The sequence below is a fragment of the Ottowia sp. oral taxon 894 genome (assembly GCF_001262075.1).
In the GTDB taxonomy this organism is placed as follows: Bacteria; Pseudomonadota; Gammaproteobacteria; order Burkholderiales; family Burkholderiaceae_C; genus Ottowia; species Ottowia massiliensis.
In genome coordinates this window covers 2,055,571-2,078,411 of record NZ_CP012073.1, presented here as the reverse complement: position 1 = coordinate 2,078,411, position 22,841 = coordinate 2,055,571, and the positions used below count along the sequence as shown (strand labels likewise).

Sequence of the window (22,841 nt, the reverse complement as noted above, 5' to 3'; positions counted from 1 at the left end):
TCATCCCATCATGGAGATGCCGGAGCTGAATCCGCAGGCGCGGAGGCCGCTTCTTGCGGCGCATCCAGCACGCCATCACAGCCGCCTTGCCCGTCGGCGCGCGGCCGCCAGAAAACGGGCAGCATGCGCCAGCTCATCAGCGCGAAGGCGGCGCACCACAGCAGGGCGGCCGCGCCCATCAGCAGCGCCGTGGCATCCAGCGCGTAGGCGCAGGCGCGCAGCACGGCGCTGGCCGCCACCAGGGCCGCGCCCGCCAGCACCCAGGGGCGGCCGCTTTTTTCCAGCCCGCTGTGCGTGTAGCCCGCAATGCACATCACCACGAAAACCGACAGCCCCAGCGCCCCTGCCGTGAGCAAATGCAGCCCCGCATTCGGCGGCAGCCCCGTCAGCAACCCCACACCCGTCAGCGCGTAGCCCGCCGCCATGAAGGCGTAAGCCGCATACAGCATCAGCGGCCAGGGGCGCAGCAGCGGGCGGCCCACGTGCCAGTCGCCCATCAGGTTCAGCACGGCGCAGGCGGCGGCCAGGGCCAGCCAGGCGCTGGTGCGCGCGCCCGGCTCCCACCACTGGGCGGCGGTAAACAGGGCAATGGCCAGCATGGCCAGATTGCGGCGCGGCGGCCGGGCCAGGTAGCGGCGCGTTTCGCGCGTGGCCTCGTATTCCGGGTCTTGCTGGCGGCTTTCCACGGCGCGGCGCGCCGCCTCGCTGTCGTCAATGCTGGCATTGACGATGCTCATGGAAATGCGGCTCATCGCCACGATGATCAGCACCATCAGCGCCCCCAGCAGCCCATGCAGCCAGCGCATGGGCGGCTCGCCGCGCAAGGCATCGGCATAAAAGCCGGCCGTGGCCGCCATCATCAGCGCCAGCGTCCAGGCGAATGAAAGATGCCGGCGCTCCGGCGCGCGCCACAGCCGGGGCGTCAGCAGCGCCAGCAGCAGCGCCATGAAGGCCAGATGCGCCAGCGCCGAGGCCGCCAGGGCCGCCACGGGCCACCAGCCGCTGCACCAAAAGGCCACCCGCCCCGCCAGCCACAGCCCCGCCAGCCAGCGCACCGGCGCGGCGGCAAAGGCGGGCGTATCCGTGAATTCAGGCACGCCCGTCAGTGCAAAACCCGCCGCCGCCGCCAGCGTAAAGCCCAGCAGCAACTCGTGTGCGTGCCACACAAACGGCCCGCCCTCCACCGCAGGCAGCGGCCAGCCCCAAAACAGAAAAGCCCCCCAGGCCGCCATCAGCCCCCAGCCCGAGAGCATCGCCAGCGCGAACATCGGCCTGAACGGGCACAGCCACAAAGGATGCGCCAGCTGCCAGAAGCGGGCTGAAAAACGGGCCGGGCGGGCGCTTTGGGAAAGCAGCGCAGAAGAAACGTTTGGGGAAGCGGCAGGCATCGTGGCAAAAAGCAACAGTCAAAAAAACCGGCAGGCGCGGCAGGCGCAATCACGAACCCGCGCGCCATCACCCGCGCATTGTCGGGCGGCGGGCTGCTCTGCCGCGCTTTCAAACGCTATTTCATCCAATGCCCCAGCAGGCCGGATGAAACCACGCCCAGCAAAACCGTGGGCAGCATGGGCAGGCGGCTGGCGGCTGCCGCCGTCAGCGCAATGGCAATCAGCTCGTGCGGCTTGTCGGAAACGAAATAAGGGGCGATCACCGCAATCAGCACGCAGCCGGGCGCGGCTTGCATGACGCTGGCGGCGCGCTGGCTCAATGTGCGATTGCGCAAGGCGAAAAAACCCATCAGCCGCGTGGAATAAGTCACGCCCAGCATGCTGAGAAAAACCAGAAAGGATTCGAGCGAAATCATTTTGAACCGCTCCGGAAATACGCCACCGCCAGGCCCGACAAGGCCCCCGCCGGCACATACCACGCGCCCGGCGCCAGCCGGTAAGTCAGCGCCGCCACGAGCAGACTCACCAGCCAGGGAAGCGCCGCTGAAAATCCTTTCCACATGCCGCGAAGCAAAACCAGAAAAACAGCGGGAAACGCCATGCCAAAGCCCCAGGCCGCCACGTCGCCAAACAGCGGCCCCACCGCCGCGCCCAGAGCCGCGAAAACAATCCAGGTGGAATACAAAATGGCGCAAACGCCCGCGTAAAACGGCAAATTGAACGAAGGCAGCCCCAGCGCCTGCCGCCGCCGCACTTCCGCCAGGCCCATTGCCCAGCTTTCATCGCACATGAAAAACAGGGCGGGCAGCGCTTTTTTCAATGGCATATCGCGCAGAAAAGGCGCCAGCGCCGCGCCCATGAGTATGTGGCGCGAATTGATCATGAATGTGACGGTGGCGATCAGCCATATGGGCTGCGGATGCGCCCATAAATTCACGGCGGCAAATTCGGAGCCGCCGGCAAAATTCATTCCCGTCATCAGCAGCATTTCCAGCCAGCTCATGCCTTTTTGCCCGCCTTGCACGCCCAGAATCATGGCAAAAGGCAGCAGGCCAATCAGCATGGGCGCGCTTTCCCGCGCGCCTCGAAAAAACTCCAGGCGGGATGATTCATTTTCAGTCATATGCGATGCGAAGAAATACGAAAAATAAATGCAAAGAAAATGAAATTCAAAAACAGGCTCATTCGTCCAGGCTGATGGCGCAATGCACGGGCCGCGCGCCCAGCGCCTGCACGCAAGCCTGCGGGTTGATTTGCACGATAAAGCCACGGCGGCCGCCGTTGATGGCGATTTGGGGCAGCTCCAGGATGCTTTGCTCGACATACACGGGCATGGCGCGGCGCGTGCCAAAAGGCGAAGTGCCGCCAACCTGGTAGCCGCTGTGGCGTTCGGCCACGGCAGGCTCGCATGGCTGCACGGTTTTGACGCCAATTTGCCGCGCCAGCTGCCGGGTGGAGACTTTGCGGTCGCCGTGCATGAGGACGATGAGCGGGCGGGCGTGCTCGTCTTGCATGACGAGGGTTTTGATCACGGCGTGCGCGCTCAGCCCCAGCGCCGCCGCGCCTTGCAGGGCGCCGCCGTGGGGCTGGTAGTCATAGGCGTGGCCGGTGTAGGGCACGCCGTGCTGGCGCAGCCAGACGGTGGCGGGCGTCTGGCTGACGTGGCGTTCTTTTTTCATGGCGCTGGTTCATGGCCTGGCCGCAAGGGGCGCGCGGCGCGGAATGGGCGGGAGCTGGCAGCAGCGGGCAAGCAGGCGTATTTTGCTATTTTATCCATAGCATGAAGTCCTAGTGGAATCTGCGCAAAACGGTTTTTCACCCCTCTGAATTTGCTCTTGTTTTTGATGCCGTGCAGCGGAAGGGGGCCTGCCGCGAGGGGCGGCAGTGCAAGCCGGGATGGGCAGCAAGGCGCAGACGGGCTGGGCAGCCCGGCGAGGATTGGCCGCGCCGCAAAGCGCCTTGAGTCCGTGCTTTTGCTCCCACGGACAGATGGCGGGCAGTCTCTCAGCTGGCGGGGTCGCGCATTTCAAGGCGGATGGCGTCGATGGCTTGCAGCAGGTCGGGCGGCAGCGTCACGCTCCAGGCGTCGAGGTCTTCGTCCAGTTGCGCCAGCGAGGTCACGCCGATGATGGTGCTGGCCACGCGCCAGGAGCGGTAGCAGAAGGCCAGCGCCATTTGCGTGGGCGTGAGGCCGTTTTCGCGCGCCAGGCGGTTGTAGCGGCGGGCGGCTTCAAAAGCCTGCGGGCGGCCCCAGCGCTGGCTTTTGGCGCGCTCGCCGTTCATGCGGCCAGCGGGCGCTTGCGGCACGCCAAAGCCGGTGGCGTCGTATTTGCCCGTCAGCAGGCCGAAGGCCAGCGGCGAGTAGGCCAGCAGCCCCACGCCCAGGCGGTGGCAAGTTTCGTCCAGCCCGTTGTCGTAGGCGCGGCTGGTGAGGCAGTAGGGGTTTTGCACGCTCACGGGCCGGGGCAGGCCGTGGGCCTCGGCCAGGCGCACGAATTCGTGCACGCCGTAGGGCGTTTCGTTGGACAGGCCGATGGCCCGCACTTTGCCCGCCTGCACCAGTTTTTGCAGGGCCTGAAGCTGCTCCAGGATGGGCGTTTGCGCGCTCTCTTGCGCCGGGTCGTAATACATCTGCCCGAAGCGGGGCGCGTGACGCTCCGGCCAGTGAATCTGGTAGAGGTCGATGACTTCGGTTTGCAGGCGGCGCAGCGAGCCTTCGCAGGAGGCGATGATGTCGGCGGCCGTCATGCCCTTGCCAGGGCGCAGCCAGGGCATGTCCCGCGCGGGGCCGGCCACTTTGGTGGCCAGGGTCACGCGCTGGCGCATGCCGGGGCGCTGGCGCAGCCAGCGGCCCATGAAGGTTTCCGTCGCCCCGGCGGTGGCAGCGCTGGGGGGCACGGGGTACATCTCCGCCGTGTCGAGAAAAGTCACGCCGCGCTCCACGGCGCGGTCCAGTATGGCGTGCGCGTCCGCCTCATTCACCTGTTCGCCAAAGGTCATGGCGCCCAGGCAGATGGGGGTCACGCGCAGCGGGCCGAGGGCGATGGGCGTCAGGGGTTTCATGGGCCGGCTCATGCCAGCGCCGCCGCCACGGCGTCGCCCATTTCGCGCGTGCCCACTTTGCGCGTGCCTTCGCTGGCAATGTCGGGCGTGCGCAGGCCCTGGGCGAGCACGGACTGCACGGCCGCTTCAATGCGGGCGGCGGCTTCGGGCTGGTTCAGGCTGAAGCGCAGCATCATGGCCGCGCTGAGGATGGTGGCCAGCGGGTTGGCGATGCCCTGACCGGCAATGTCGGGGGCGCTGCCGTGGCTGGGTTCGTACAGGCCCTGCTTTTTGTCGTTGAGGCTGGCCGAGGGCAGCATGCCGATGCTGCCGGTGAGCATGGCGGCTTCGTCGCTGAGGATGTCGCCAAAGAGGTTGCCGGTGACGATGACGTCAAACTGCCGGGGCGCGCGCGCCAGCTGCATGGCGGCGTTGTCCACGTACATGTGATCGAGCTGCACGCCGGGGTATTGGCGGTGCACGTCGCACACCGCGTCGCGCCACAGTTGCGAGGTTTCCAGCACGTTGGCCTTGTCCACGCTGGTCACGCGGCCCTGGCGCTTTTGCGCGGCCTGGAAGGCCACGTGGGCGATGCGCTCGATTTCGGGGCGGCTGTAGCGCATGGTGTCAAAGGCTTCTTCGCTGCCGGCAAAGGGGCCGTCGGGGGCGCTGCGGCGCCCGCGCGGCTGGCCGAAGTAGATGTCGCCCGTCAGCTCGCGGATGATGAGGATGTCCAGCCCCGCCACGAGTTCGGACTTGAGGCTGGAGGCGTGCGTGAGCGGCGCGTGGCAAATGGCCGGGCGCAGGTTGGCAAACAGCCCCAGCGCCTTGCGCAGGCCCAGGATGGCCTGCTCGGGCCGCAGATGGCGCTCCAGCTGGTCGTATCGGGGGTCGCCCACGGCGCCAAAGAGCACGGCGTCAGCCTCTTGCGCGAGCCTGAGCGTGGCTTCGGGCAGCGGGTGGCCGCAGGCGGCGTAGGCCGCGCCGCCCACGGCAGCTTCCTGCATTTCAAGGGGCAGGGCCAGGGCTTTGAGAACTTTGACAGCCTCGGCCACGATTTCGGGGCCAATGCCGTCGCCAGGCAGAAGGGCGATTTTCATGGGGCGCTTTCGCTTTTCAGGAGTGGAGGAAAGGGGAAAGAAAGCTATTTGCTTCCGATTTCATAGCTGCTGGCGCTGATTTGGCGGGCGCTGGCGGCGGATACGCCTTCAAAAAAGGGGGCAAAAAAGGCATCACGCCTTTCCAGCCCTTGTGAAATCAGCGCAGGCAGCTATGGTTCCGGGAGCAAATGACTCTGCTGGCAGGCTTTCAGAGCGTGTGCGCCAGCCAGGGCTTGGCGGCCAGGCGGCGGGCCTCGAAGGCGCGGATGCCGTCCTGGTGGCGCAGCGTCAGGCCGATGTCGTCCAGCCCGCCCAGCAGGCAGTATTTGCGGAAGGGCTGCACGTCAAAGGCGATTTCGCTGCCGTCGGGCTTGACGATGCGCTGGCGCTCCAGATCGATGGTGAGGCGGTAGCCGGGCGTAGTGGCCACTTCGGCAAAAAGCTGGCTGACCACTTCTTCGGGCTGCACGATGGGCAGCAGGCCGTTTTTGAAGCAGTTGTTGAAGAAGATGTCGGCATAGCTGGGGGCAATGAGCGCGCGAAAGCCGTATTGCGCAATGGCCCAGGGCGCGTGCTCGCGGCTGGAGCCGCAGCCGAAGTTGCGCCGCGCCAGCAGGATGGAAGCGCCTGCGTAGCGCGGCTGGTTGAGCACGAAGTCAGGATTGGGCTGGCGGCTGGCGGGGTCCATGCCCGGCTCGCCCTTGTCCAGATAGCGCCATTCGTCAAACAGGTTGGGGCCGAAGCCCGTGCGCTTGATGGACTTGAGAAACTGCTTCGGGATGATGGCGTCGGTATCCACGTTTTCGCGGTCCATGGGCGCGACGATGCCGGTGTGAAGGGTGAATTTGTCCATGAGATTTGCAGTGTGCGGAAGACGGAAAAAAACGGCAAAAGGCGGCAGGCCGGCCTTATTCAAACTCCTCCCACTGGCCGCCGTCGGCCTCGCATTCTTCGGCCAGCGAGGCCAGCTGGCCCTCGTTGCGGCCATAGTGCCAGGTGTCGAATTCGCCTTCATACGCGCCCCGGCACACGGCGTCGGCATCGCGCCGGGGGCATTGGGGCAGCCAGGTGAGATTGACGCTGTTGCTGCGGCCCATGCCGCCCGCGTTGTTCCAGGCCACGCCTTCGCAGCGGTCCCTGATGGCGGAGCGGCTTGTGCCCTTGCGGCCTTGCAGGCAATCGGTAATGACCGTGGGCGCGCCCAGCGTCTGGATGGGCGACTCGATCATGCAGGCGCGCCCGCTTTGGGCCTGGGCCTGCAAAGGCAGGGCGGCAGCCAGCAAGGCAGCGGAAACCAGAAAATGAAAACGCATGAGAAAAATCCGTCAGAAAATCAAAAAAAAATCAGGAAAGGCGCTGCTCCATCAGCGTTTTGAGCGGCGCAAGGCCCAGCTTGCGATAAAACCCGGACGCGCTTTCATTGGCGTGCCATACATTCAGCGTCAGACTGTCGCATTGCTCGCGGCGGGCATATTCAAGAACATATTCATAAAGCCTTTTGCCAATATGCTGGCCACGGCAGGCGGCGTTCACGCACAAATCATCCAGATACAAAACCCGCCGGCCGGCCAGTGAAGGGTGGCCTTGCGTTTCCTGCAGTTCGCAAAAGGCATAGCCTTGCACGGCGCCATTTTCGTCTTCATAAACAAAAACGGGGTTTTGCGCGTCGGCCAGCCGTTTTTCAAGTTCGGCATCCGGATATTTTCTCCGGCCAATTTTGAAAATGTCGGGCCGCGCCCGGGCGTGAATATCGTGCACCTGATCCAGCAGCTCGCCTATGCGTTTTTGGTCTTGGGCTTGGGCGCGGCGGATGGTCATGGGCGTTTCCTTCGGTCCGGACTGCGCATGAAAGACTTTGAAAAAAGGAGCAAATCCAAAGAGGGGAAAACGGCGCTCGCGCACTGTCCACCAGGACATCATGCTATGGAATGAAGAGCGGAAACGAAGAGCAGAAACGGCCCCTTGCCCTGCGTGCTGCGCCAGGAGGCGCGGGCAAGAGGCCGCGCCGTTCAGTGGCGGTCGGCGGCGCGCTCGATGGCGCGGCCGCCCGCCTGCACGTCCTGGCCAAGGCCGTGCACGGTGTTGCAGCCGGCCAGCGTGAGGGCGGCCAGCAGGGCGGCAAAGAGGGCGAGGGTGGCTTTCTTCATGGTTCTCTCCTTTGGTGAGTGGATGTGCCGCCGCGCGGGGAGCGCGCGAGGCTTGCGTGGAGCTTTCTTCTCGTGCGGCGGCATGGGCATTGTGCCTTTGGGCCGGGCTGGGCCGGCGCGCTGGTTTTGGCGCTGATTTCGCTCCTGCTTCCATAGCGTGATGTCCCGGTGAACAGTGCGCGGACGCCGTTTTCTGGCTCCTGAATTTGCTCTGCTTTTTAAACCGTTTCACTGGCATGAGGCGCGGCGCGCGCGTCGTCTGCGCCCAGCTCGCGGATGTCCACGAAGTGCCCGTGCAGCGCGGCGGCGGCGGCCATGGCGGGGCTGACGAGGTGGGTGCGCCCGCCCGCGCCCTGGCGGCCTTCAAAGTTGCGGTTGCTGGTGGAGGCGCAGCGCTCGCCCGGCTCCAGGCGGTCGGCGTTCATGGCCAGGCACATGCTGCATCCGGGTTCGCGCCACTCGAAGCCCGCTTCGGTGAACACTTTGTCCAGCCCTTCGGCTTCGGCCTGCCTTTTGACCAGGCCGGAGCCGGGCACAACCATCGCCAGCTTGACGTTGGGCGCGAGCTTGCGGCCCAGGCGGCGGATGACGGCGGCGGCTTCGCGCATGTCTTCAATGCGGCTGTTGGTGCAGCTGCCGATGAAGACTTTGTCGATGGCGATGTCGCGCAGCGCCTTGCCGGGCGTCAGGCCCATGTAGGCAAGCGCGCGCTCGATGGCGCCGCGCCGCGAGGCGTTGGCTTCTTGCGCGGGGTCGGGCACGCAGCCGTCTATACCCAGCACCATTTCGGGGCTGGTGCCCCAGGTGACTTGCGGGACGATTTGCGCGGCGTCCAGCTCCACCACGGCGTCAAAGTGCGCGCCGGGGTCGGAGTGCAGGGTGCGCCAGTAGGCCACGGCCTGCTCCCATTCGGGGCCGCCCGTGAACTGGCCGGTGGCCGCGTCGGTGCCGGGGGCCAGCAGGCGGCCCTTGAAGTAGTCGATGGTTTTTTCGTCCACGGCCACCAGCCCGGCGCGCGCGCCCGCTTCAATGGCCATGTTGCACACGGTCATGCGCCCTTCCATGCTCAGGGCGCGGATGGCGCTGCCCGCAAATTCGATGGTGTAGCCCGTGCCGCCTGCGGTGCCGATCTTGCCGATGATGGCCAGCACGATGTCTTTGGCGGTGATGCCGGGGGCGGCCTGGCCTTCCACGCGGATGAGCATGTTTTTGGCCTTTTTGGCCAGCAGCGTTTGCGTGGCCATGACGTGCTCGACTTCGCTGGTGCCGATGCCGTGCGCCAGCGCGCCGAATGCGCCGTGGGTGCTGGTGTGGCTGTCGCCGCAAACCACGGTCATGCCCGGCAGCGTGGCGCCGTTTTCAGGGCCGATGACGTGCACGATGCCCTGGCGCTGGCTCAAGAAGGGAAAGTAGGCCGCCGCGCCGCTGGCGCGCACGTTGGCGTCCAGCGTCATGACTTGCTCGCGGCTGATGGGGTCTTCAATGCCGGCCAGGCCCTTTTCCCAGCCGGTGGTGGGTGTGTTGTGGTCGGCAGTGGCGACGATGGAGCTGATGCGCCACACCTTGCGCCCCGCCTCGCGCAGGCCCTCGAAGGCTTGCGGGCTGGTGACTTCGTGTACCAGGTGGCGGTCGATGTAGAGGATGGCGGTGCCGTCTTCTTCGGTGGAGACGACGTGCTCGTCCCAGAGCTTGTCATACAGGGTGCGGGGGGCGGCGTGGGTCATGGTTTTTCTTTCTCTTGCGTGTCAAAAAAACGGGGGAAGCAAAGGCTTGAAGGAAAGGCTTGAAGGGCTTGCGCAAAGGCTTTCAGGCGGGCGGCGCATCCGCCGCCAGGTGCGCCACCAGCGCGCGGGCGGGGGCGGGCAGGCTGTCGAAGTCGCGGGCGATCAGGGCAATCTGGCGCAGCGCCCAGGCGTCAGCCAGCGGCACGCCCAGCAGGCGGCCCTGGCCCACGCCGCGCAGCAGCGCGAAGGCGCGCCCGGGCATCAGGCCCACGCCCAGGCCGTTGTCAATCATGCGGCACATGGCGGCCAGGCCCGTGACGCGCACGCGCAGCCGCACGGGCCGCCCGGCGCGGCGGGCCGCCTGCTGCATGGCCTGGCTGATGGAGCTGCCCGCTTGCAGCCCCACGTGGTCAAAGGCCAGCGTGTCGGCAAAAGCCACTTCATCGCGCCCGGCCAGCGGGTGGCCCTGCGGCACGGCCAGCAGCAGGCGGTCTTGCCGGTAGGGGCGCGATTGCAGCGGCGCGGCGCGGCCCGGCGCGGGCGGCAAGGCGCTGGCGTTGCAGATGCCCACGTCCGCCGCGCCTTCCTGCACGGCGCGCACCACGTCGGCGGACAAGTGCTCTTGCAGCTCAATCTTCACGTCCGCGTTTTCGCGCACGAAGCGCCCCAGATCGTCGGGCAGAAACTGCACCACCGCCGAGATGCTGGCGTGCACGCGCACCGGCCCGCGCGCGCCGCTGGCGTATTCGCCCAGCGCCGCCTGCATCTTCTCCAGCCCGAACAGCGCTTCTTGCGCGTGGCGCAGCAGGCTTTGCCCCGCTGGCGTGAGCGCCACGCCGCGCGCGTGGCGCAGCAGCAGCGGCACGCCCGCCAGGGCCTCCAGCTCCGAAAGCCGCTTGCTCACGGCCGACGCGGCCAGCGCCTCGCGCGCGGCGGCGCGGCCGATGCTGCCCGTCTCCCCCACGGCCACAAACAGTTGCAGCGTGGTGAAGTCCAGGCGGCGGGCAAAGTCATGCGCGGCGGCGGAATCGGGCACGGCGGTCATGAAATTCATCTCGAAACGAGATGGCAATTCTACATCCCATTGTTAGATATGAAAAAGCCATCTTGCTACGCGATGCCTTGCGCGGGACGAGAAAAAGCCCGCCGAAGCGGGCTTTCGCAGCTTTGCAGACCGGGGCGAATCAGTCGTTGTTCGTCACGCCCAGCAGCACCAGCAGGGACTGGAACACGTTGTAGATGTCCAGATACAGCTCCAGCGTGGCCATCACGTAGTTCGTCTCGCCGCCGTCGATGATTTGCTTGATGTCATAGAGCATGTACAGGCTGAACACGATGATGGACAGCGCGCACAGCCCCATCAGCAAGGGCAGCGATGCGCTGCTGGAAAACATCGCCAGCAGCCCGCAGGCGATGAAGCCCACAAACGTGATGGCAGCGCCCACCGCCAGCCAGCGCCCCAGGCCGGACAAATCGCGCTTGATCACGCTGGCCAGCGTCGCCATCACGGCGAACACGCCGGCGGTGCCGCCCACGGCCGTCATCACCACCGCCTCGCCGTTTTTCATGCCCAGCACAAAGCCCAGCAGGCTCGAGAGCATCACGCCCATGAAGAACGTAAAGCCCAGCAGCAGCGCCACGCCCGCGCCCGAATTGCGGTTTTTCTGAATGGCCCACATGAAGGCGAACGCGCCGCCCAGAAACACCACCAGCCGCAGCCAGCCCGTGAACGCATAGCCAATGCCCGTGGCCATGCCCAGCCACGCGCCCAGCACCGTCGGCACGAGCGACAGCGCCAGCAGCCAATAGGTGTTGCGCAGCACGCGGTTGCGCTGCGCGGCGAAATCCGCGCCAGCGGAGCCAGCGGCGTAATCATTCAGAAATCGGTCGTTCAGGCTCATGCGCAATCTCCTCAAAAAAGGGGGTAACAAAAGGGGGAGCGGCATTGTATGCAGCCGCCTGCGCCCTGCCGCGCAGCGGCGGCGCGCGGCAGGTGGAAGCGCCAGGCTTGCGGATGGCCCCGCAGCCTGCCAGGCTACATCAGAAACAGGAGCAAATTCAAGGATATCGAAATGCCGTCCTGCGCAGTTTCCACTAGGACATATTGCTATGGATAAAGGAGCAAGAATAACGGGACGCGTTTCACGCTCTCTTGCTGGCTTGGCCCCGTTCATTCGCGGCCAGCGCCGGTTCAGAGCGCGGCTATGAAAGGCGGCGGGTTGGGCTGCACAGCACAGGCCAGCCTTGCCGCGCGCGCCGCGCTACCCGAAGGTGATGACGGCCTTGTTGTCCTGGCGGCGGCCCAGGATATTGAGCAGGTTGAGCAGCTGCGCCTCGGTGCCCGGCGTGGCTTCAGCCTGGCCGGTAAAGCGCAGGCGCTGGCCGACCCACTGCCCGCTGCCAGACAGCAGCAGCGCGCTGCCGGGCAGGCTGGACAGGCTCAGCGAGGGCGTTTCGCCGCCCGTGAGGGTGACGCTGTAGGAGCCTAGCGGCTTCAGGGGCGAAAGGCGCGAAGCCACCTGCCGCGCCGTGGCCCCGGCCTGCCCTTGCAAATGCAGGCGGCCCTGCACCCAGCCAAAAGAAAGCCCCTGCGTGCGCAGCGTGATGTCGCCTTGCAGCTGCACGGTGTTCCACAGCGTGCCCAGGCCGGCAAGGAGGGCGGCGGGCCAGGCGGACTGGCCATCTTCCACGGCCACCTGCACGCCGCCCCACTGCCAGCGCACGCGCGCGGCCAGCGGCCCCTGGGGCGTGCAGCAATCGGCCTGAAGGCGCACGCTGGCGGCCAGCCAGCCGGGAGAAAGCTGCCACTGCACGCGGCCTGGCAGCGCCACGCGGCCACGGCTGCCCTCGCCGCCTGCGAGCATGAGGCGGGCCGAGCCGCGCCAGACGGTGCCATAAGGCTCGGCCAGCTGCACCATGCCGCCGCTGCCCGCGCGCACGGCAGCGGCCAGCCAGCGGGCAGGCGCCTGCCAGACGAGGGTGACGGCCAGCCCGATGAAAGCCCCGGCCAGGGCCGAGCGCCACGGCGTGCGCGGGCGCGGGCGGGCCAAGGCCGGGCGGGCGCGGCCCGCGCCCAGCTGGCTGGGGCTGAAGCCCGAAGGAAATTCGGAATGCCCAAAGCCGGAATGCCCGGACGGGGCAAAGTCTGCGAAGCGCGGCTTGCGGCGGCTCATGCCGGCGGCAGGGCGAGGGTGATGGAGCCGTCCCACACGGCGGCGCTGCCGGGCGGGCTGCCCGCCGGGCGCGTCAGGCGGGCCTGGGTGGGCACGGCGCGGGCGTTGGCGCGGGCCTGCTGCAGCCACTGCGCCAGCGCGGCGGCGGGCGCGGCCTTGAGGGTGAGCGTGGCGCGGTCGCCCGTGATGCTCAGGCGCGCGGCTGCGCCCAGCGTCTGCTCAACCGATTCCTGCAAGGCGCGCTGGGCCTGGCCCGGGGCCAGCCGGGGCATGGCCTGCAAGGCTTCGGCCTCGCTCTTGAGCAGCTGCATCTGCTGCCAGCGCGCCTGAAGCGCGGCGCGCTCGCCTTCGGCCTGCCGCAGCGTGCGCACGGCGGGCGCCAGCGCCAGCTGCCACAGCAGCGCGCCCAAAACCACGGCGGCAGCCAGCAGCACCAGACGGCGCTCGCGCGCGTGCAGCCTGCCCCAGCCCGCCGCAGCGGATGCGGCCAGCGCCGCAAAGGCAGATGCCTTCCCGCTGCGGCTCATGGCTGCGCTCCAGCGGATGCGGCTTGGCTCACGCGCAGGCCGCCTTCCACGGCTTCGGCCTGATAGCCCAGCGGGCGCAAGTGGGCGGCGGCATCCTGCAAGGCCGCGCCGTCCAGTTGCAGGCCCTTGAGGGTGATTTCACCCGTGTCGTATTCAATGGCGGCGGGGCTGCCCGCCTCTGGACGGGCCAGCAGGGCCTGGCCCAGCGCGGCCAGCATCGGCTCCATGTCGCGCGCAGAAGGCGCGCCGGTGGCCTGGCGCAGCGCGGCCACTTCGCGCTCCATTTGCACGGGCGCATCCACCACGGCCCGCACCTGGGGGAAGGTATCGGTGAGCACGGCGTCGATGCGCGCGCGCAAGTCGCGCAGGCTGGCGCGCTCGTTCCACGCCCAGGCGTTCAGGCCGGCCAGATTGGCCAGCAGCGCCAGCGCCAGGCCCCAGCGGGCAGGCCGCCACACGCGCTCATGCAGCCAGGCGCGCCACAAGGAAGCCAGCCGCTTGCCCGCGCGCGCGCGGGTGTTCTGCGCCAGATCGAGCTGGGCCAGATCCCAGGCGCTGCGGCCCGCCAGCAGCAGGCGCTCGGGCTGCGGCAGCAGCGCCACGCCCCCGCCCAGCAGGCGCTCGGCCATTTGCGCCACGGCAGGCTCGGCCTGCACGGCGGCGTCTTCGGGCAAGCGGCCCGCATCGTCCTGCGGCAGCAGCGCCAGGGCGGCGGGTGTGAAAGGCAGCGCCTGCACGCCAGCTTCCACGCCCTCGCCCGTGATCAGCGCCTGGGGCTGGTCTGCCGTGCCGGTGATCAGCAGCGAAACAGGGCCGTCTTGCGGCGCGGCCTCGGGCACGATGCGGCTGACGGGGCGCTGCGCCGCTTCCAGCGCGCTCAAATGCGCCTTGAGCCAGGCGCGGTCGCACAGCGCCACCCAGCACTCGCCGCCGCCGCCGCGCGCCGAAGGCTCCAGCGCGAAATGCAGGCGCGCCGCGTCTTCCAGCAAACGGTCTTCCAGCAACCCTTCCAGCGCGGGGCGCAAGCGGGCCGATCCGGGGCCGACGCCCTTGGGCAAGGCCACGCGCTGCCAGGCCAGCCGCGCAGCAGGCGCGATGGCCACCACCTCCACGCCGCGCCCGGCTGGCGGCAGCAGCGTGGCGGCCACGCCGCTGCCGTGGCGGGCCACCGTCAGGCCGTCTTGCGAGGTGACGTAGGCATAAACGCCCGGCGGGCCAGGCGGCAGCATGACTAGAAGCAGGCTCATGGGCGGGCGATTCTATTGAGAGGCCATGCCAGCAACAGCCCGCGCACGGCGCAAGCGGCGAATGAACCCGGCCATTTGCAGGAGAAGCCGTTTGCCGCCTTGCATCAAGAAAAGGAGCAAATCAACGGCATGAAAAACGCCTTGTGTCGCTTTATTTACCGGAAAAGTTTGCTATTGATGAAGTAGCAAGAACCTTCTTTCCTCCCGCCTGGCGACCCGGTTGCGCCGGCCCGGAAACCGGCAAGCCCCGCCGGGCCATGCAGCGCCAGCGGGGCTTGTGTGCGGGGGACAGAAGACGAGGCCGTGCTCAGCGCAGTGCGGCATCCATTTGCGCGATGAACTCGCTCAGGAAGCGTTCGATTTCCTGCTGAACATAGGCATTCGGGTCATTGATGGCCTGGGCCTCCTTGTCGTTTTCAGGCACGCCCGTGCCTGCCAGGGCTTGCGTGACCTGGTTCATGTCGCTGTTGCCAAACAGGATGGGAAGCTCTTCCTGCATGGTCTGCCGCCCTTGCTTGCCAAGGACTTGCTCCATGCCGTCTTTCATGGCCGCGCGCCAGACGGATGTGCCTGCGCGGGCCAGCCCCTGGGTGGCGCCGGGCACGGCGCTTTCCACCTTGGAAGCCACGTGGCTGGCAAAGCTTTGGCCCAGGGAGCGCGTGGCGTCATGCAACACGCTGCCGAAGCCTTCCTGAATGGAGCGCGCCACATCCAGCGCGCCGCGCGACAGGCCCGTTTGGGCGCGCGACAGCTGGCCTGCCGCCAGATCGCCCAGCGCCCTGGCGGCAAAGCCGGGCAGTCCTTTGCTGGCCGCCAATTGCGCCACGCCTGTGGAAAAGGCGCCGGCGAACGTGCTCTTTTTGGTGCTGGCCAGACCGTCAGCCAGCGCCAACGCCGGGCTGGCAGCGGTCAGCGCGGTGTAGGCGACATCGGCGAACCGGCTGTGAACGACGGAACTGGGAACCCCCAGCCTGGTGGCAAGCCGCCCCAGCAGGCTGCCAGCAAAGGAGCCTTTGGGCGCAACTCTGTCCGCAACTGAATTGAATGCGGCCTTGACGGCGCTGGCCACGTGCGAGAAAGCAGCGCCGATTCGCGAGGCCGGGCTGCGCGCCGCCGTCCTTGATGCCGACCGGGCCGCCTTGCCCCGGCTGGCGCCCGAAGAATGACCGGAAGAATGCCCACGGCCCGCGCCACGGCTGCCGCCTGCGCCACGTCCGCCGCCAGCGCCACCCGCGCCGCCCGATCCACCTTTTCCGCCTGCCATGATGTTTCCTTTCGTGAAAGTTCAAGAGAGTTGAAGCAGCCGATTGGATGACTTCTCCTGCTGGCATGGCAAGCTAGTGCGGTTACCAGGCTGTGCATGCATACAGCTACATACTTACCCTGGTTCCGGCATGACGCAAAGCTGCGCGCACGGCGCCTGCCAGGGCATGCGCACTGGGGGAAGGCGGGCGCTGGACGCCGCATGCAGGCAGTCAGTCAGGCGCCGCCGCTTTCAAGATTTGTTGCGAACGGCAGCATTTGTTTGCCGTTTGGCCTCGCGCTTCATTCACCTCATTCCACCGCTGCGCCACGCGTGCGCCCAGCGGGGCCAGGCGGCGGGCGGTGGCGAGCACGCGGCGGTCTTTGGTCAGCAGCGTGGCCTGGTGGGCCAGGGCCAGGTCGATGAAGGGCTGGTCGTCGGCGTCGCTGCACAGCACGGGCGCGCGCGGGGCGGCGGGCAGCAGGCGGGCCAGGTTGTCGAAGGCGGCCAGCACTTGTTCGGCGGCGCAGTGGCGGGCGGCGAGCTGCTTTTGCAAGGCGGCGTAGGTAAGCACGCGGGCCAGTTCGCTGCGCATGCTTTGCGTGGCCAGCCAGCGCGCTTGCCCGGTTTGCAAGGCGGCGCGCACGCTGGCGGCGGCGGGTTCGTCAAACAGCAGCAGGTCCAGCGCCCAGTTGGTGTCGATGACCAGGTTCATGCGGCGGGGCCGGGGGCGTTGGCCGGGCGGCGGGCGGTGAGTTCAAAGCGCAGCAGGCGGCATTCGATGGGGCCGTTGAACAGCGGCACGCGGCGGCTTTCTTTCAGGCGCAAGCGCGCGCGCAGGCGGGCGTCGGGCGTGAGCAGCCAGGCGGTCCAGCCGCCAAAGTGGGTTTTCCAGTGCTGGCTGAGTTGCTCGAAGAAGTCGTGGGCGCTTTCTTGGCCGGGGCTGTTTTCATCGCCCCGGCGCAAGGTGGCGGTTTGGAAGGTTTCGCGCCCCTGGCCTGTTTTCCAGCCCGTTTCTTTTCCGGCGCCAGCTTTGCCGGCGACGGCGATGCGCTCGCCGTAGGGCGGGTTCATGAGGATGAGGCCCGACCCGGCGCAAGGCGGCTGGCGCTGGAGCGCGTCGCCGCCGCGCAGTTGCACGGCTTGCGCCACGCCGGCGCGTTCGGCGTTGCGCTGGGCGAAGTCCACCATGCGGTGCGACACGTCGCTGCCAAAGATGCGCGGCGCGGCGGGCGCGGGCCGGGCGGCTGCTTCGGCTTCGTCTTTCATGGCTTGCCATTCGTCGCGTTTGAAAAGCGGCAGGCGCTCGAAGGCGAAGCGCCGCTGGCCGCCGGGCGGCAGGCCCAGCGCCAGTTGCGCCGCTTCGATGACGATGGTGCCGCTGCCGCAGCAGGGGTCATACAGCGGTTGCGCGGCGACTGCGCGCCGGGCGGGCTGCCACCAGCCGCTGGCGGCCAGCATGGCGGCGGCCAGGGTTTCCTTGAGCGGGGCGTCGCCTTTGTCTTGCCGCCAGCCGCGTTTGAAAAGCGGCTCGCCGCTGGTGTCCAGCAGCAAGCTGGCGTGTGCGCCGTCCAGGTGCAGGTGGATGCGCACGTCGGGCTGCTGCGTTTGCACGCTGGGGCGCGCGCCGCTGCGCTCGCGAAAGCGGTCGGCAACGGCGTCTTTGACGCGCAGGGCGGCAAATTGCAGGCTTTTGAAGGCGCTGCCGCGCGCGGTGACGTCCACGCGGAAGGTGTGGCGCGTGCCAAACCAGTCTTCCCAGGGCACGCGCCGCGCCAGCGCGTAGAGCGCGTCTTCGCTTTCGCACGGCGCGTGGGCCAGCTCCAGCAGCACGCGCTGCGCCAGGCGGCTGTGCAGGTTCAGCCGCATCACGTCGCGCCAGCGGCCGCGCGCGTAAACGCCGCCGCGCTCGATCAGCAGGTCTTGCCCGGCCAGGCCGGTCAGGCCATGTACTTCGTCGGCCAGAAAGTCTTGCACGCCTGCCGCGCAGGGCAGAAAGAGGGTCAATGCTTCATCGCTCATGCAAGGCATGGTAGGCCAAGCCCCGCCTGCCGCGCGGGCAGCCGGGCGGGCTGGATTGCCGTGGCGCGTTTCTGATTAAAAACAGGAGCAAATTCAGGCGGGCTTTAAACCTGCCTTGCACACATTCCACTAAGACCTCATGCTATGGATGAAGGAGCAAATAAAGTCGGCCCCAAAAGCTGCGGCCGCCACTGCCACCCTACTATGCTTGGCGGCTGGATACAGCTTCCACACTTTTGCAAAAACAATGAACGCCAAACCCCTGCTTGAAATGCAGCCCGCCGAAGCGGCGCTGCTTGCCGCCGCCTGCATTGCCGTGATGGGCGTGACCATGATCGGCTTTGGCTGGGCGCCGCACGTGTCCATCATCCTCGTGCTGTGCGCGCTGCTGGCGCTGGGGCGGCTCAAGGGGCTGGCCTTTGCCGACATGCAGCGCGGCATGGCCGGCGGGGTGATGTCGGGCATTGGCGCGATTTACCTGTTCTTCTTCATCGGGCTGCTGGTGTCGGCGCTGATGATGTCGGGCGCCATTCCCACGCTCATGTACTACGGGCTGGGGGCGATTGCGCCGGGGCTGTTTTACGTGTCGGCCTTCGTGCTCACTTCCGTGGTGGGCATTGCCATTGGCAGCAGCCTGACCACTTGCGCCACGCTGGGCGTGGCCTTCATGGGCATGGGGCAGGCGCTGGGTGCGCAGCCGGCCATCGTGGCCGGGGCCGTGGTTTCGGGCGCGTTTTTCGGCGACAAGATGTCGCCGCTGTCCGACACCACGGCCATTGCCGCTTCCATCGTCGGCATCGATTTGTTCGAGCACATTCGCAACATGAGCTACACCACGGCGCCCGCCTGGCTGCTCACGGCGCTGCTTTTGTGGCTGCTGCCTGCGCAAGTGGGCGAAGGCGGCCTGGCGGGCGTGCAGCTCTTTCAGCAGCAACTGGCCGCCAGCGGCCTGATCAGCGGCTGGGCGCTGCTGCCCTTTGTGGCGCTGGTGGCGCTGGCGCTGCGGCGGGTGAGCACGATTTACGCCATCAGCATCACCATTGCCGTGGCGCTGCTCATCACCTACGCCAGCGGCGGGCCGGCGCTGGGCGAGCTGGGCGGCTTTTTCTTCAAGGGCTACCACCCGCCCGAAGGGCTGGAGCTGGGCGATGTGGGGCGGCTGCTTTCGCGCGGCGGCATCGAGAGCATGTTTTTCACGCAGACCATCGTGATCCTGGCATTGAGCCTGGGCGGGCTGCTGAACGCACTGGGCGTGCTGCCCGCGCTGCTGGCAGGCATCAGCCACATGCTGACAACGGCCGGGCGCGCCACTTTCAGCGTGGCCGCCACCTCGCTGGGCGTGAACGTGCTGATTGGCGAGCAATACCTGAGCCTGCTGCTGGCCGGACACACCTTCAAGCCCGTTTACGAGCGCCTGGGCCTGCACCCGCGCAACATCGCCCGCACGGTGGAAGACGCAGGCACTGTCATCAACCCGCTGGTGCCCTGGGGCGTGTGCGGCGTGTTCATCAGCCACGCGCTGGGCGTGCCCGTGCTCGACTACCTGCCCTGGGCCACCTTCTGCTGGCTGTGCCTGCTGCTGACGCTGGCCTTCGGCTTTTCGGGCCGCACGATCAGCCGGGTTTGAGGGGCCGCAAGCGCCCAAAACGCCGCCATCAACGCCGCCATCAACGCCGCGCCTGCGCGCGGCGTTGGCCCGCTCCTTCTTCAATAGCAGCTTCTCCAGGCTGCGCCTACGCAAGCGCCGCTTTTTGATTCTTGGATTTGCTCCTTTTTTCGGAGTCAGACTCCTCAATACCCCAGCGCCTTCGGCAGCCACAGCGACACGGCGGGCACGAAGGTGCACAGCAGCAGCACGGCCAGCATGAACAGCGCCAGGGCGAAGGCCCAGCGGGTGGTGGATTCCATGGAGGCATTGGCCAGCTTGCAGGTCACCACCAGGTTCAGGCCCACGGGCGGGTGAAACTGGCCGAGGGCGATGTTGAGCGTCATCAGCACGCCGAACCACACCGGGTCCCAGCCGAAGTGGGCCATGATGGGCAAAAACAGCGGCAGGAAGATGAAGAAGATGGAAATGCCGTCGATGAACATGCCCGCCAGCAGCAAGATGACGTTGATGGCCAGCAGCATCGCGGTTTCAGACGAAACCGAGCGCACCAGAAAGGCCGCCATGTGCTCGAAGGTGCCCAGCGCGTTGCTCGCCACGGCAAACACCGAGGCCAGCGCCAGGATGGTGAGGATGACGGCAGAGACTTCGCATGACTCCACCAGCACTTCATAAATGGCGCGCCAGTTGAGCGACTTGTAAACCAGCACGCCCACCAGCAGCCCGTAGGTGACGGCCAGCACGGCCGCTTCCGTGGGCGTGACCACGCCGGTGCGCAGGCTGCCCAGAATGATGACGGGCGCCATCAGCGCCCAGATGGCTTCGCGCAGGCTTTTCCAGAACGGCGGGCGGGGCAGGTCCTGCTCGTTGCCCAGCCGCCCCGCGCGCGCCAGCCACACCGCGCCGGCCATCAGCGCCACGCCTGCCAGCACGCCCGGCAGCAGGCCGGCGGCAAAAAGCGCGGGCACGCCAGCGGCGGGCACCAGCATGCTGTAAATGACAAAAGCAATGGAAGGCGGAATGAGAATGTCGGTGGAAGCGCCCGCCGCCACCACCGAGGCCGCGTAGCCGCGCGGGTAGCCCGCCCGCAGCATCTGCGGAATCATCACCGCCCCCACGGCGGATGAGGCGGCGGGGCCGGAGCCGGAAATGCCGCCCAGCACCATCGCCACCAAAATGGTGGTCACGGCCAGCCCGCCCCGGCGCGGGCCGACGATGGCCGAAGCCAGCCGCACCATCGAGCCAGCGATGCCCGCGCGCTCGAAAATGATGCCCGCCAGCACGAACATCGGAATGGCCAGCAGCGGGTATTTGGAGACGCTGCTGTACACGTTCAGCGGCACCGAAGACAGCCCCAGGTCGGCCAGCGCCACCACCGCCGTGCCCGCCAGCCCCAGCGTCACCGCCAGCGGCACGCCAGCGGCCAGCAGGCCCACAAAGAGCGCGAACAGCATGATGCTGAGCGTGTCGTAATCCAGATTCATCGGTCAGCCTTTGCAGCCGCCCGGCTGGGCGGCATGGGTTTCATATCAGAAAGAGGAGCAAATTCAGGCGGGCTAGAAATAGGTTTTGCGCTTATTCATCTAGGACCTGTAGCTATTGATTCAGGAGCTGATTTGGCGCTTTCTCCATTGTTCTTTCCATCCGCTTCATCCCATCACGGCCTCGTCATCGTCGTCTGCGTTGTCATCGGCGCGCGGCGGCAGGAAGAACTCGTAGGGATACACCACCTGCTCGCCGGGCCGCGGCTCCTGCGTGGCCGCCAGAATGGCCTGCGCAATGGCCCCGGCGGACATGGGGCGGTACTTGTCGTACTTGCCTGGCAGCAGGCGGCCAAACAGGCCAAAGGCGGCAATGCCCAGCAGCTCCGTCCAGCGAAAGTCCTGGCGCTGCGCGTCAATCAGCGGCGCGCGCGCAATCACCAGGCTGCGAAAACCGGCCGCCCGCACCGCCTTTTCAGCCTTGGCCTTGGCGCGCAGGTAAAAGTGCTTGGAGTTGCGGCTGGCGTCGGGCGCGGAAACCAGCACGAAGCAGCGCGCGCCCGCCTTGCGGCCCCATTGGGCCAGCGCCTTGGGGTATTCCACATCCACTTGCAAAAAGGCTTCCTCGCTGCCCGCCTGCTTCAGCGTCGTGCCCAGGGCGCAGTAAATGTCATGCACCTGCTCGGGCGGCAGCGCGTCTATGTGGTCGAAGTCGATTTCTTCAACAAACAGCTTGGCGTGGCGGTAATTCAGCGGCTTGCGCACCCAGGCAATCACCCGCCCGTAATCGGGCCGCATCTCGCACATCTGCCGCACCAGCTCGCGGCCCACGGCCCCCGTGGCGCCCACGACCAGAGCGGTTTTGGGAATGGATTCCATATTCACAGCCTCCTTGAGCTGGCGCCGAGCTTAGAGCAGGTTTCCAAAACCTTGGCCGCGCGCGGCAGGCCAAAAAGCTGGCGTGGTAGGGGGCGAAAACCAGGCTGGCTTCGCTGCCGCCTGCTTGCTTGAGCCAGTCTATGGCGTAGCGCTCGCCAAAGCGGTCGAAAAAAAGCTTCAGGCCGGGGGGCGCGGCCAGCACTTCCATGCCATTGCGCTGCAGGGTTTGCAGGGCTTGCCGGGACTGGTTTTCGCTTTGCGTCCAGCCGCTGTCTTCAGCGGCGCGGGCGGCTTGGAGCACGAGGTTTTTCAGGGCCTCATCCAGCGCGTTGAAGGCCCGGGCGCTGACGAAAACCAGCGTTTTGGGGTAGTAGGCCCGCAGGTCGTAGAAGTATTTGAAGCGCCGCCAGGCGCTCATCTCAACGCCTGTGGCGCCGGAAGTCAGCATGAGATCCACGCCGCCGCTTTGCAGCGCCTGCTCCAGGGCGGGGCCGCTGGGCAAATTCAGCGCTTGCGCGCCCGCGTATTGGGCAAGCGAGTCGGTGGTCAGGTTATAGGTGCGCATGCGCAGGCCGCGCAAGTCGGCGCCGGTGTTCAAGGGGCTGACGGCATACAGCCCCTGGCCGGGCCAGGGCACGGCGTAAAGCAGCTTCAGGCCACGGTCCGCGAAAGCTTTCTCAAGCACGGGCTTTTGGTATTTCCACAGACGGCGGGCGTCCTGGGGAGAGGCCGTGAGAAAGGGCTGGCTGTCAATGCCCGCAATGGGAAATTCGGCGCTCATGGCGCTGCCCAGCACCTGGCCGCCGGTGATGGCGCCTTCGCCCGTGGCCTTGCGGATGTCGGCCATGCTGTGGGGCTGGCCCAGCGCCTGCACTTGCACCTGAAGGCGGCCCTGGCTGCTTTCGCTCAGGCGGACGGCAAATTGCCGGAGGTTGTCGGTCATGAAAACGCCGGGGCCGTAGCCAGCGGCGAGCGTCCACTGAATGGCAGACGGCGGCGCAGCGGCCCGCGCGGGGCGGACTCCAGGCAGCCCCGGCAGGGCCAGGGCCAAAGCGCCTGCCAGCAGCGCGCGGCGGGCGGGCGCATGGGGCGCGGCATGGAAGGTGTTGGGGGTGATTCGGGGGGTGGCCGGCATGATGTATCTCCTGCGCGCGCAGCCGCCTCTGCGGGCGGCTTGCAGCGCGCTTGAAGATTAGCTATCGCGCCGGTGAAATCAATCACGGATTCCACGAACGGCCAGCGCAGGCGCGCGCTGGCGCGGC

The 22,841-nt window shown here is 67.2% G+C and carries 23 protein-coding genes; 1 reads left to right on the top strand and 22 read right to left on the bottom strand.

Translation table 11 applies throughout. The features are described from left to right. Positions 1-8: 8 nt before the first annotated feature. The 19 genes from ADJ79_RS09065 to ADJ79_RS08980 form a co-directional block, all read right to left on the bottom strand. Positions 9-1,388: an NnrS family protein gene (locus tag ADJ79_RS09065; RefSeq protein WP_082203228.1), complete on the bottom strand. Its 1,380-nt coding sequence runs from the start codon at positions 1,386-1,388 to the stop codon at positions 9-11. A 116-nt stretch (positions 1,389-1,504) separates the two neighbouring features. Beyond that, entirely contained in the window at positions 1,505-1,804 is a 300-nt protein-coding gene (locus ADJ79_RS09060) for an AzlD family protein (protein ID WP_050715683.1), read from the bottom strand. Next, positions 1,801-2,511, bottom strand: coding sequence for an AzlC family ABC transporter permease (locus ADJ79_RS09055; protein ID WP_050715682.1), 711 nt, complete (start codon positions 2,509-2,511; stop codon positions 1,801-1,803). Before ADJ79_RS09055 ends, ADJ79_RS09060 begins: the two co-directional genes overlap by 4 nt. Positions 2,512-2,569: 58 nt before the next feature. Then, positions 2,570-3,067: an aminoacyl-tRNA deacylase gene (locus tag ADJ79_RS09050; protein ID WP_050715681.1), complete on the bottom strand. Its 498-nt coding sequence runs from the start codon at positions 3,065-3,067 to the stop codon at positions 2,570-2,572. A gap of 325 nt (positions 3,068-3,392) precedes the next feature. Next, positions 3,393-4,451, bottom strand: coding sequence for an aldo/keto reductase (locus tag ADJ79_RS09045; RefSeq protein ID WP_050716538.1), 1,059 nt, complete (start codon positions 4,449-4,451; stop codon positions 3,393-3,395). An 8-nt stretch (positions 4,452-4,459) separates the two neighbouring features. Further along, complete coding sequence (leuB, locus tag ADJ79_RS09040) at positions 4,460-5,530, bottom strand: 3-isopropylmalate dehydrogenase (RefSeq protein WP_050715680.1); 1,071 nt, start codon at positions 5,528-5,530, stop codon at positions 4,460-4,462. Positions 5,531-5,738: 208 nt separating this feature from the next. Continuing rightward, a complete protein-coding gene (gene leuD / locus ADJ79_RS09035; protein WP_050715679.1) occupies positions 5,739-6,383 on the bottom strand; it encodes a 3-isopropylmalate dehydratase small subunit in 645 nt (214 codons plus the stop codon). 55 nt (positions 6,384-6,438) lie between these two features. After that, positions 6,439-6,843, bottom strand: coding sequence for a hypothetical protein (locus ADJ79_RS09030; protein WP_050715678.1), 405 nt, complete (start codon positions 6,841-6,843; stop codon positions 6,439-6,441). Positions 6,844-6,874: 31 nt separating this feature from the next. Beyond that, the gene (locus ADJ79_RS15710; RefSeq protein ID WP_050715677.1) at positions 6,875-7,348 is read right to left on the bottom strand and encodes a GNAT family N-acetyltransferase; all 474 of its coding nucleotides are present in this window, start codon (positions 7,346-7,348) and stop codon (positions 6,875-6,877) included. Between the two features lie 191 nt (positions 7,349-7,539). Further along, on the bottom strand, positions 7,540-7,677 hold the full coding sequence (locus ADJ79_RS13245) for an entericidin A/B family lipoprotein (protein ID WP_082203227.1): 138 nt from the start codon (positions 7,675-7,677) through the stop codon (positions 7,540-7,542). 218 nt (positions 7,678-7,895) lie between these two features. Continuing rightward, on the bottom strand, positions 7,896-9,401 hold the full coding sequence (leuC, locus tag ADJ79_RS09020) for a 3-isopropylmalate dehydratase large subunit (protein ID WP_050715676.1): 1,506 nt from the start codon (positions 9,399-9,401) through the stop codon (positions 7,896-7,898). A gap of 82 nt (positions 9,402-9,483) precedes the next feature. Continuing rightward, a complete protein-coding gene (locus ADJ79_RS09015) occupies positions 9,484-10,446 on the bottom strand; it encodes a LysR substrate-binding domain-containing protein (RefSeq protein ID WP_050716537.1) in 963 nt (320 codons plus the stop codon). A gap of 139 nt (positions 10,447-10,585) precedes the next feature. Then, positions 10,586-11,302, bottom strand: coding sequence for a Bax inhibitor-1 family protein (locus ADJ79_RS09010; RefSeq protein WP_050715675.1), 717 nt, complete (start codon positions 11,300-11,302; stop codon positions 10,586-10,588). Positions 11,303-11,662: 360 nt separating this feature from the next. Then, positions 11,663-12,574 (bottom strand): type II secretion system protein N, encoded by a 912-nt coding sequence (gspN, locus tag ADJ79_RS09005; RefSeq protein ID WP_082203225.1) that lies wholly within the window; start codon positions 12,572-12,574, stop codon positions 11,663-11,665. Beyond that, a complete protein-coding gene (gene gspM, locus ADJ79_RS09000) occupies positions 12,571-13,101 on the bottom strand; it encodes a type II secretion system protein GspM (RefSeq protein WP_050715674.1) in 531 nt (176 codons plus the stop codon). Before gspM ends, gspN begins: the two co-directional genes overlap by 4 nt. Beyond that, on the bottom strand, positions 13,098-14,348 hold the full coding sequence (gene gspL, locus ADJ79_RS08995) for a type II secretion system protein GspL (RefSeq protein ID WP_050715673.1): 1,251 nt from the start codon (positions 14,346-14,348) through the stop codon (positions 13,098-13,100). Before gspL ends, gspM begins: the two co-directional genes overlap by 4 nt. Positions 14,349-14,655: 307 nt before the next feature. Further along, positions 14,656-15,612, bottom strand: a complete 957-nt coding sequence (locus tag ADJ79_RS08990) for a hypothetical protein (RefSeq protein ID WP_156304110.1) — start codon at positions 15,610-15,612, stop codon at positions 14,656-14,658. 211 nt (positions 15,613-15,823) lie between these two features. Beyond that, positions 15,824-16,306: a putative toxin-antitoxin system toxin component, PIN family gene (locus ADJ79_RS08985; protein ID WP_082203224.1), complete on the bottom strand. Its 483-nt coding sequence runs from the start codon at positions 16,304-16,306 to the stop codon at positions 15,824-15,826. After that, on the bottom strand, positions 16,303-17,613 hold the full coding sequence (locus tag ADJ79_RS08980) for a class I SAM-dependent RNA methyltransferase (RefSeq protein WP_050715671.1): 1,311 nt from the start codon (positions 17,611-17,613) through the stop codon (positions 16,303-16,305). Before ADJ79_RS08980 ends, ADJ79_RS08985 begins: the two co-directional genes overlap by 4 nt. 247 nt (positions 17,614-17,860) lie before the next feature. Here ADJ79_RS08980 and ADJ79_RS08975 point away from each other — a divergent pair, with 247 nt between their 5' ends. Next, positions 17,861-19,240, top strand: coding sequence for a Na+/H+ antiporter NhaC family protein (locus ADJ79_RS08975; protein WP_050715670.1), 1,380 nt, complete (start codon positions 17,861-17,863; stop codon positions 19,238-19,240). A 164-nt stretch (positions 19,241-19,404) separates the two neighbouring features. On the opposite strand, the gene ADJ79_RS08970 is transcribed toward ADJ79_RS08975, so the two are convergent. From ADJ79_RS08970 to ADJ79_RS08960, 3 genes are all read right to left on the bottom strand, one after another. Continuing rightward, entirely contained in the window at positions 19,405-20,703 is a 1,299-nt protein-coding gene (locus tag ADJ79_RS08970) for a TRAP transporter large permease (protein ID WP_050715669.1), read from the bottom strand. A 165-nt stretch (positions 20,704-20,868) separates the two neighbouring features. Further along, entirely contained in the window at positions 20,869-21,498 is a 630-nt protein-coding gene (locus ADJ79_RS15460; RefSeq protein ID WP_253273901.1) for a hypothetical protein, read from the bottom strand. After that, positions 21,422-22,714, bottom strand: coding sequence for a TRAP transporter substrate-binding protein (locus tag ADJ79_RS08960; RefSeq protein WP_050715667.1), 1,293 nt, complete (start codon positions 22,712-22,714; stop codon positions 21,422-21,424). The genes ADJ79_RS15460 and ADJ79_RS08960 overlap by 77 nt, the downstream gene beginning before the upstream one ends. Between the last annotated feature and the right edge of the window lie 127 nt (positions 22,715-22,841).

Bases quoted from the DNA above. Each gene is read 5' to 3' on its own strand.
- ADJ79_RS09065 (WP_082203228.1), bottom strand. From the start codon at position 1,388: ATGCCTGCCGCTTCCCCAAACGTTTCTTCTGCGCTGCTTTCCCAAAGC.
- ADJ79_RS09060 (WP_050715683.1), bottom strand. From the start codon at position 1,804: ATGATTTCGCTCGAATCCTTTCTGGTTTTTCTCAGCATGCTGGGCGTG.
- ADJ79_RS09055 (WP_050715682.1), bottom strand. From the start codon at position 2,511: ATGACTGAAAATGAATCATCCCGCCTGGAGTTTTTTCGAGGCGCGCGG.
- ADJ79_RS09050 (WP_050715681.1), bottom strand. From the start codon at position 3,067: ATGAAAAAAGAACGCCACGTCAGCCAGACGCCCGCCACCGTCTGGCTG.
- ADJ79_RS09045 (WP_050716538.1), bottom strand. From the start codon at position 4,451: ATGAAACCCCTGACGCCCATCGCCCTCGGCCCGCTGCGCGTGACCCCC.
- leuB (WP_050715680.1), bottom strand. From the start codon at position 5,530: ATGAAAATCGCCCTTCTGCCTGGCGACGGCATTGGCCCCGAAATCGTG.
- leuD (WP_050715679.1), bottom strand. From the start codon at position 6,383: ATGGACAAATTCACCCTTCACACCGGCATCGTCGCGCCCATGGACCGC.
- ADJ79_RS09030 (WP_050715678.1), bottom strand. From the start codon at position 6,843: ATGCGTTTTCATTTTCTGGTTTCCGCTGCCTTGCTGGCTGCCGCCCTG.
- ADJ79_RS15710 (WP_050715677.1), bottom strand. From the start codon at position 7,348: ATGACCATCCGCCGCGCCCAAGCCCAAGACCAAAAACGCATAGGCGAG.
- ADJ79_RS13245 (WP_082203227.1), bottom strand. From the start codon at position 7,677: ATGAAGAAAGCCACCCTCGCCCTCTTTGCCGCCCTGCTGGCCGCCCTC.
- leuC (WP_050715676.1), bottom strand. From the start codon at position 9,401: ATGACCCACGCCGCCCCCCGCACCCTGTATGACAAGCTCTGGGACGAG.
- ADJ79_RS09015 (WP_050716537.1), bottom strand. From the start codon at position 10,446: ATGACCGCCGTGCCCGATTCCGCCGCCGCGCATGACTTTGCCCGCCGC.
- ADJ79_RS09010 (WP_050715675.1), bottom strand. From the start codon at position 11,302: ATGAGCCTGAACGACCGATTTCTGAATGATTACGCCGCTGGCTCCGCT.
- gspN (WP_082203225.1), bottom strand. From the start codon at position 12,574: ATGAGCCGCCGCAAGCCGCGCTTCGCAGACTTTGCCCCGTCCGGGCAT.
- gspM (WP_050715674.1), bottom strand. From the start codon at position 13,101: ATGAGCCGCAGCGGGAAGGCATCTGCCTTTGCGGCGCTGGCCGCATCC.
- gspL (WP_050715673.1), bottom strand. From the start codon at position 14,348: ATGAGCCTGCTTCTAGTCATGCTGCCGCCTGGCCCGCCGGGCGTTTAT.
- ADJ79_RS08990 (WP_156304110.1), bottom strand. From the start codon at position 15,612: ATGGCAGGCGGAAAAGGTGGATCGGGCGGCGCGGGTGGCGCTGGCGGC.
- ADJ79_RS08985 (WP_082203224.1), bottom strand. From the start codon at position 16,306: ATGAACCTGGTCATCGACACCAACTGGGCGCTGGACCTGCTGCTGTTT.
- ADJ79_RS08980 (WP_050715671.1), bottom strand. From the start codon at position 17,613: ATGAGCGATGAAGCATTGACCCTCTTTCTGCCCTGCGCGGCAGGCGTG.
- ADJ79_RS08975 (WP_050715670.1), top strand. From the start codon at position 17,861: ATGAACGCCAAACCCCTGCTTGAAATGCAGCCCGCCGAAGCGGCGCTG.
- ADJ79_RS08970 (WP_050715669.1), bottom strand. From the start codon at position 20,703: ATGAATCTGGATTACGACACGCTCAGCATCATGCTGTTCGCGCTCTTT.
- ADJ79_RS15460 (WP_253273901.1), bottom strand. From the start codon at position 21,498: ATGCGGCCCGATTACGGGCGGGTGATTGCCTGGGTGCGCAAGCCGCTG.
- ADJ79_RS08960 (WP_050715667.1), bottom strand. From the start codon at position 22,714: ATGCCGGCCACCCCCCGAATCACCCCCAACACCTTCCATGCCGCGCCC.